Source organism: Streptomyces sp. NPDC057253, from assembly GCF_042669125.1.
In the GTDB taxonomy this organism is placed as follows: Bacteria; Actinomycetota; Actinomycetes; order Streptomycetales; family Streptomycetaceae; genus Streptomyces.
Map to the genome: position 1 here is coordinate 37,295 of NZ_JBHUXV010000081.1, position 6,492 is coordinate 43,786.

7 protein-coding genes are annotated in these 6,492 nt (G+C 74.2%); 5 read left to right on the top strand and 2 right to left on the bottom strand.

The features are described from left to right. The first annotated feature begins 108 nt into the window (after window positions 1–108). The 3 genes from ACFULQ_RS33670 (at window position 109) to ACFULQ_RS33680 (ending at window position 2,887) form a co-directional block, all read left to right on the top strand. A complete protein-coding gene (locus tag ACFULQ_RS33670; protein WP_383551294.1) occupies window positions 109–705 on the top strand; it encodes a Clp protease N-terminal domain-containing protein in 597 nt (198 codons plus the stop codon). A gap of 78 nt (window positions 706–783) precedes the next feature. Then, a complete protein-coding gene (locus tag ACFULQ_RS33675; RefSeq protein ID WP_383551296.1) occupies window positions 784–1,782 on the top strand; it encodes a DMT family transporter in 999 nt (332 codons plus the stop codon). A 193-nt stretch (window positions 1,783–1,975) separates the two neighbouring features. Continuing rightward, the gene (locus tag ACFULQ_RS33680) at window positions 1,976–2,887 is read left to right on the top strand and encodes a DMT family transporter (protein WP_383551297.1); all 912 of its coding nucleotides are present in this window, start codon (window positions 1,976–1,978) and stop codon (window positions 2,885–2,887) included. An 81-nt stretch (window positions 2,888–2,968) separates the two neighbouring features. On the opposite strand, the gene ACFULQ_RS33685 is transcribed toward ACFULQ_RS33680, so the two are convergent. After that, window positions 2,969–3,601, bottom strand: a complete 633-nt coding sequence (locus ACFULQ_RS33685; RefSeq protein ID WP_383551299.1) for an FMN-binding negative transcriptional regulator — start codon at window positions 3,599–3,601, stop codon at window positions 2,969–2,971. Next, a complete protein-coding gene (locus ACFULQ_RS33690; protein ID WP_383551301.1) occupies window positions 3,601–4,284 on the bottom strand; it encodes a pyridoxamine 5'-phosphate oxidase family protein in 684 nt (227 codons plus the stop codon). Before ACFULQ_RS33690 ends, ACFULQ_RS33685 begins: the two co-directional genes overlap by 1 nt. A 35-nt stretch (window positions 4,285–4,319) precedes the next feature. Here ACFULQ_RS33690 and ACFULQ_RS33695 point away from each other — a divergent pair, with 35 nt between their 5' ends. Together ACFULQ_RS33695 and ACFULQ_RS33700 are read left to right on the top strand one after the other, a co-directional pair. Then, complete coding sequence (locus tag ACFULQ_RS33695; protein WP_383551303.1) at window positions 4,320–5,669, top strand: aminotransferase class I/II-fold pyridoxal phosphate-dependent enzyme; 1,350 nt, start codon at window positions 4,320–4,322, stop codon at window positions 5,667–5,669. A gap of 5 nt (window positions 5,670–5,674) precedes the next feature. Then, the coding region (locus ACFULQ_RS33700) for a LysR family transcriptional regulator (protein WP_383551305.1) at window positions 5,675–6,492 on the top strand (818 nt) is incomplete at its 3' end.

The window sequence follows — 6,492 nt, forward strand, 5'->3', positions numbered from 1 at the left end:
TCCTCCGTAAGGAGGAGATTCCGGCTCCCGGGGTCCGCTCTGCGTGGGACGCGAAGATGCTTCCCTTCGGGGATGACGCGCCGCGGTGGGACTGATGAGGTGGGGGATGTGCACCCCCGTATCCCCCGGCAGTCGGCCCGCGACCAGGACCGCCCGCCGCAGATCGCCCCGGACAACGATGCCGGCCTCAGTGTGGAACTGGCGGCGGTCGTCTCCGGCGCCCGCAGGCGCGCCCTCCGGGACGGGGACCGGCAGATCGACACGGCCCATCTGCTGCACTCCCTGCTGGAGGCCGACCCGGAGGCCTACGCACTCTTCGAGGGTGAGCCCCAACTGCCCCGGCTGCTCGGCTACCTCGTGCAACGCAGCATCGGCTACGGACTGCGCTGGCAGGGCACGGTCGAGGACTCCGGAGCCGTCCCCGCCGTGCCCGCGGCCGGGAACCTCGGCGCCGACCCCGCCCCGGCCGAGGGCTTCTCGCCGCTCGCCGCCGAGGCCATGGAGTACGCCCGGGTCCGCGCCGGGCGGCGTGACGGCGGCCCGGCCCGTGGGGTCGACCTCCTCGCGGCGATCCTGGTGGACTCCGAGTCCCGGGCCGTAGAGGTGCTGGCCCGCGCCGGAATCGACGCCGGGGACGTGCGCGCACGGCTCGACGACCTGCTGCCGGGAGGCCTGTGGGGCGACCCGTGGCGCAGGGACCGATAGGGAGGGTGGCACGGTCCAGCCGATGAGACAGGAGTCAACGGGGGTGACGCTCATGTCGTCCCCTGTCATCATGGGTCGGTGCATACCTCTGAGAGCAGCAGGGCCGGTGACGGCAGGGGCGTAGGACTCGGTCTCGCGCTGGTGTCCGCGCTCGCCTTCGGCGGATCCGGGGTCGCGGCCAAGCCGTTGATCGAGGCGGGCCTCGACCCGCTCCACGTGGTGTGGCTGCGGGTGGCCGGCGCCGCCCTCGTCATGCTGCCGCTCGCCGTCCGCCATCGCGCGCTGCTGCGCAGCCGTCCCGCCCTGCTCGCCGGGTTCGGCCTGCTCGGGGTGGCCGGTGTCCAGGCCTTCTACTTCGCCTCGATCTCCCGCATCCCCGTCGGTGTCGCCCTGCTCGTCGAGTACCTCGCGCCCGCCATGGTGCTCGGCTGGGTGCGGTTCGTGCAGCGACGGCCGGTCACGCGGGCCGCCGCGTTCGGCGTGGTCCTCGCGGTCGGCGGGCTCGCCTGCGTCGTCGAGGTCTGGTCGGGACTGAGCTTCGACGCCCTCGGGCTGCTCCTCGCGCTCGGTGCCGCCTGCTGCCAGGTCGGCTACTTCGTCCTGTCCGACCAGGGCAGCGACAGCGGTGAGCAGGCTCCCGACCCGCTGGGCGTGATCGCGTACGGACTCCTCGTCGGCACCGCCGTGCTGACCGTCGTCGCCCGCCCCTGGACCATGGACTTCTCCGTCCTCACGCACCGCGCCGACCTGAACGGCACCCCGGTCGCGGCCGGGCTCCTGCTCGGCTGGATCGTGCTGGTGGCCACCGTCCTCGCCTACGTCACCGGTGTGGTGTCGGTGCGCAGGCTCTCGCCGGCGATAGCCGGGGTCGTGGCCTGTCTCGAAGCGGTCGTCGCGACCGTGCTCGCCTGGGTCCTGCTCGGCGAGCACCTGTCGGCCCCGCAGATCGTGGGCGGCGCGGTCGTGCTCCTCGGTGCCTTCATCGCGCAGTCCTCGACCCCGGCCAAGGGCTCCGTGGAACCGGTCGCCACCGGCGGCGCCGAAAGTCGGTTGTCCGCCCGGGAGAACGCCGCCTAGGCTCCCGGACCATGCACACGCACATCCTCATCGTCGCTCCGCCGGCCGCCTGAGGCGGGCCCTCCGGAGTCCACGCCCGGCGGCTTGCCGGGCGTGTCGGTGCTGCCCGCAGACGAAGTCCGCGGACCCCGCCACCGAGCGGGCGTCCTCTTCCGAACTTCCGCGCCGTCGCGCGCGTCTGCGGAGAGAACACGTGTCGCATGCTTCCTCGGGCCTGCCCATCGGGCGAGGCCTCGTCTACCTGATCATCGCCGGTACCACCTGGGGCACCGCGGGAGCGGTCGCCTCCCTCGTCTACCGCACCAGTGACCTGGGCCCGGCGGCCCTGTCCTTCTGGCGCTGCGCGACCGGCCTGGCGGTCCTGCTCGGCGCCCGCCTCGCGCGGTCACGCGCGCGTACGGCCGTCTCGGAGCCCCTCGTCCGCCGGGCACTGCGCGTCGGTGCCACGGGCGTCGGGCTCGCGGTGTTCCAGACCGCCTACTTCGCCGCCGTACGGTCCACCGGCCTGGCCGTGGCCACCGTCGTCACCCTCGGTGCGGGTCCCGTTCTCAGCGCGCTCGGCGCGCGGCTGGTCCTGGGGGAGCGGCTCGGGCGGAGCGGAGCCGTCGCCGTGGCCGGCGCGCTCGCCGGACTCGGTGTGCTGACGCTCGGCGGCGCGGGGGCGGCCGTACACCTGCCGGGTGTGTTCCTCGGGCTGCTGTCGGCGGCCGGATGCTGTGTGATGACCCTGATCACACGCGCCGCCGAGGCGGAGTCCACCGGTACGTCCGTCGGGGTGTTCGCGGTCACCAGCCTCTGTCTGCTGCCCTTCGCGGCGGCCGAGGGACTGGTCCCGCAGACCGGTCAACCCGCCTTGCTCATCTGCCTGTTGGTGTACCTGGCGACCGTGCCGACCGCCCTCGCCTACGGTCTCTACTTCGCGGCCGCCGCGGTCGTCCGTCCCACCACCGTCTCCGTGGTCATGCTGCTCGAACCGGTGAGCGCGGCGGTGCTGGCCGTCGTGCTGTTCGGTGAGCACCTCACCCCGACGACCCTCGCGGGCACGCTGCTGATGCTGGGCGCGGTCGCGGGGCTCGCGGTGACGGAGGCGCGCGTGCCCGCGTGACGGGCCGAGGGGCCCTTCCTGCCCCGGGATCGCCGGGATCTCCAAGTCCCCGGGATCTCGGTGCTCGAAGGGCCCCTTCGCTCAGCCGCGTTGCCTGCGCAGCAGATGCTCGCGCGCCGCCGCGTCCCCCGGTCCGGCCCGATCCGCCAGCGCCTTGGCGATCCGCTCCCGCACCTCCGCCGTCCGCTTGCCCGCGTACTTGAACTTCGCCCGCACCCCGGTCACTTCGAGCCGCAGCCCCCGAATTCCCGGCAGCATCCGTCCGAACGGCACCTCGCCGACCGCGACGGCAGCGGAGCCGCCCTCCGGCTGGAAGTGGCCGACCTGGAGGTTCAGCAGCGCGGCCTTCTCGCCGGGGTCGTCCACCACATGGGCGCGGCACCGGAGTTGGACGGCCGCGTAGAAGCTCGTGGGGGTGCCGTGGGCGGCGGGGGCGTCCGGGTCGGCCTGCCAGGGGCCGGGGACGTAGGCGTAGTCGTCGACCACGCTCAGCAGGACCTCCGGGTTCGCCTCCAGGGCGCCCCACAGCGGGTTGGGGCGCGCGAGGTGGGTCAGGGCCTCGCCGCGCTCGGGGTCGTAGAAGAAGTGCAGCGGCTGGACGAACGGGGGCTCGCCCGCAGGTCCGTTGACGGCGAGCTGGCCGAAGTCGTGGACCGCGAGCCACTGTTGCCACTCGGCGTCGGAGTGGGGTGCGTCCCAGGGGTGGATCAGCATCACAGGGTCGTCAGGTAGTCGGGGACCTCGGTGCCGGGGGCCAGCTCGGCGTCGGCGACCGGGGTGCCGTAGCCCTTGCGCAGCGGGAGGACACCGGCCCAGTGGGGGAGGGCGAGGTCCTCGGGCTCGTCGTTGACCCCGCCGGTGCGGAGCTTGGCGGAGACCTCGTCGAGGTCGAGGCGGATCACGGCGGTCGCCGCCAGCTCCTTCTTGTTGGCGGGGCGGGAGTCCAGGGCGCGGCCGGGGACCACGTGGTCGACCAGGGCGTCGAGGGCGAGGCGCTTCTCCTCGGGGTCCGTGACGTCGTAGGCCAGTCCGTGCACCACCACCGACCGGTAGTTGATCGAGTGGTGGAAGGCCGAGCGGGCGAGGATCAGCGCGTCGACATGCGTGACCGTCAGGCAGACCGGCAGCCCGGGGTCGGCCTGGCCGGTCATCCGCAGCGGGCGCGAGCCCGTCGAGCCGTGGACGTAGAGCCGCTCACCGACCCGGCCGTAGAGCGTGGGCAGCACCACCGGGGCGCCGTCCCGGACGAAGCCGAGGTGGCAGACGTACCCCTCGTCGAGTATCGAGTGCACCAGGTCCCTGTCGTACGAGGCCCGGTCGGCGGAGCGCGTCGGGACGGTGCGGTCGGTCGGCGCGTAGGAGGTCGGCTCCGGCGTGGTCGCGGTGGTCCCCTGCATTGCGGTCTCCATTGCACTAGTGCATAATCTGCTTTGTGCTAGGAGGATATCGGATCGAGGGTCGGCGCGCAGCGGAGATTGCGGCGAGCGTCGAGCGCGCGGTGGGTGCGGGAGAGCTGGAGCCCGGTCAACCGCTGCCGCCCATGCGGGAGTTGGCCGGGGAGCTGGGCGTGAATCCCAATACGGTCGCGGCCGCGTACCGGACCCTGCGCGAGCGCGGGGTCATCGAGACCGCCGGACGCAGGGGCAGCCGGGTGCGGTCGAAGCCGGCGACCACCGGACGCGACGACATCCGCGTGGAGGTCCCCGAGGGCGTGCGGGACGTGTCGAACGGCAACCCGGACCCGGCGCTGCTGCCCCCGTTCGGCCCCGCCTTCGCGGCCGCCGCCGCACAGGGCGACCGGGAGCCGGTGCTGTACGGCGCGGCGACCGTGGACCCGGAGCTGGCGCGGCTCGCCCGCGCGGCGCTGGATGCGGACGGTGTCCCGGCCGGCCCGCTCGCCGTCGCCTCCGGTTCCCTCGACGTCATTGAGCGCGTCCTCGCCGCCCATCTCAAGCCGGGCGACACCGTGGCCGTCGAGGACCCCGGCTGGGGCAGCCTCCTCGACCTGGTCCCCGCCCTCGGCCTGCGCATCGCCCCGGTCGGCGTCGACGACGACGGCCCGGACCCCGAGGACGTGCGCCGCGCCCTGGAGTCGGGCGCCCGGGCCCTGATCGTCACGGACCGCGCCCAGAACCCGACCGGCGCCGCGGTGACCGCCGCACGCGCGCGTGCCCTGCGCGCGGTCCTCGCGGACCACCCGGACACGCTCCTGATCGAGGACGACCACGGCCACGGCATCGTCGACCTCCCGCTGCACCCCCTCGCCGGCGTCACCCGCCACTGGGCCTTCGTCCGCTCGGCGGCCAAGGCCTACGGCCCCGACCTGCGACTGGCCGTCCTCACCGGCGACGGCACCACCGTCGACCGCGTCCACGGCCGGCACCGCCTCGGCCCCGGCTGGGTCAGCCGGATCACCCAGCGGGCCGTGGTGAACCTGTGGGCGGACGGCGTGCTGGACACGGCGAAGGTCGCGGCGGCCTACCGCGACCGCAGGGACCGGCTGATCGACGCACTGGCGGCCCACGGCGTCGAGGCCCACGGCCGCAGCGGACTGAACGTCTGGATCCCGGTCCCGGACGAGACGGGAGCGGTGGCCCGGCTTCTGCACGCCGGCTGGGCGGTGGCCCCGGGAGCCCGCTTCAGGATGGGCGCGCCGCAGGGAATCCGGGTCACCGTCGCGAACCTGGAGGCCGACGAGGTCGCCCCCTTGGCCGACGCCGTCGCGAGGGCCGTGGGCCCGGCGCCCACCCATGCCCACTCGCACCCCCGCGTGGAGAGGTGACCCGCATGCTGAACCTGGAGCGCCTGCGCACCCTGGACGCGCTGGCCCGGCACGGCTCGGTCAGCGGTGCCGCCGAGGGGCTGCACATCACGACGTCGGCGGTCTCGCAGCAGTTGTCCAAGCTGGAGCGGGAGGTCGGCCAGCAACTCCTCGCCAAGAACGGCCGGGGCGTCCGGCTCACCGACGCGGGCCGCCTGCTGGCCGAGCACGCGGCCCGCATCCTGTCCCAGGTCCAACTCGCCCAGTCCGATCTGGAGGCCCAACGCGGCCAGGTGGTGGGGGAGTTGCGGCTCGCCGCGTTCCCGACGGCCGCCCGCGGCCTGTTCCCGGCCGCGCTGGCCGCCCTGCGCTCGGCACACCCCGGGCTGCGGATCAGCTCGCGCGAGACGGAACCGGAGCCCGCGATGCTCGCGGTCCTGCGGGGCGGCTACGACCTCGCGGTCGTCCTGGACTGGTACAACAAGCCGCTGCCCGTGCCGGAGGGGCTGATCAAGGCGTCGATCGTCGAGGACACCGCCGACGTGGCGATGCCCGCCACCCACCGCCACGCGCACCGCGCCGAGGTCGACCTGGAGGACTTCGCCGACGACGACTGGGTCACCTGGGGCGAGAACGAGTTCTGCCACGAGTGGCTGATGCACACCCTGCGCGCCAAGGGCATCGAACCGCGCGTCGCGCACCGCGCGGAGGAGCACGCGACCCAACTCGCCCTGGTCGGCGCGGGACTCGGCGTCTGCGTGGCGCCCCGGCTCGGCCGCGGCCCGGTCCCGGACGGGGTGCGGACCGTGCCGGTGCGGCAGCCGGTCAGCCGGCACATCTACGC

Excerpts from the sequence above, each read along its gene's own strand:
- ACFULQ_RS33685 (WP_383551299.1), bottom strand. The coding sequence starts at position 3,601 with ATGCTGATCCACCCCTGGGACGCACCCCACTCCGACGCCGAGTGGCAA.
- ACFULQ_RS33690 (WP_383551301.1), bottom strand. The coding sequence starts at position 4,284 with ATGCAGGGGACCACCGCGACCACGCCGGAGCCGACCTCCTACGCGCCG.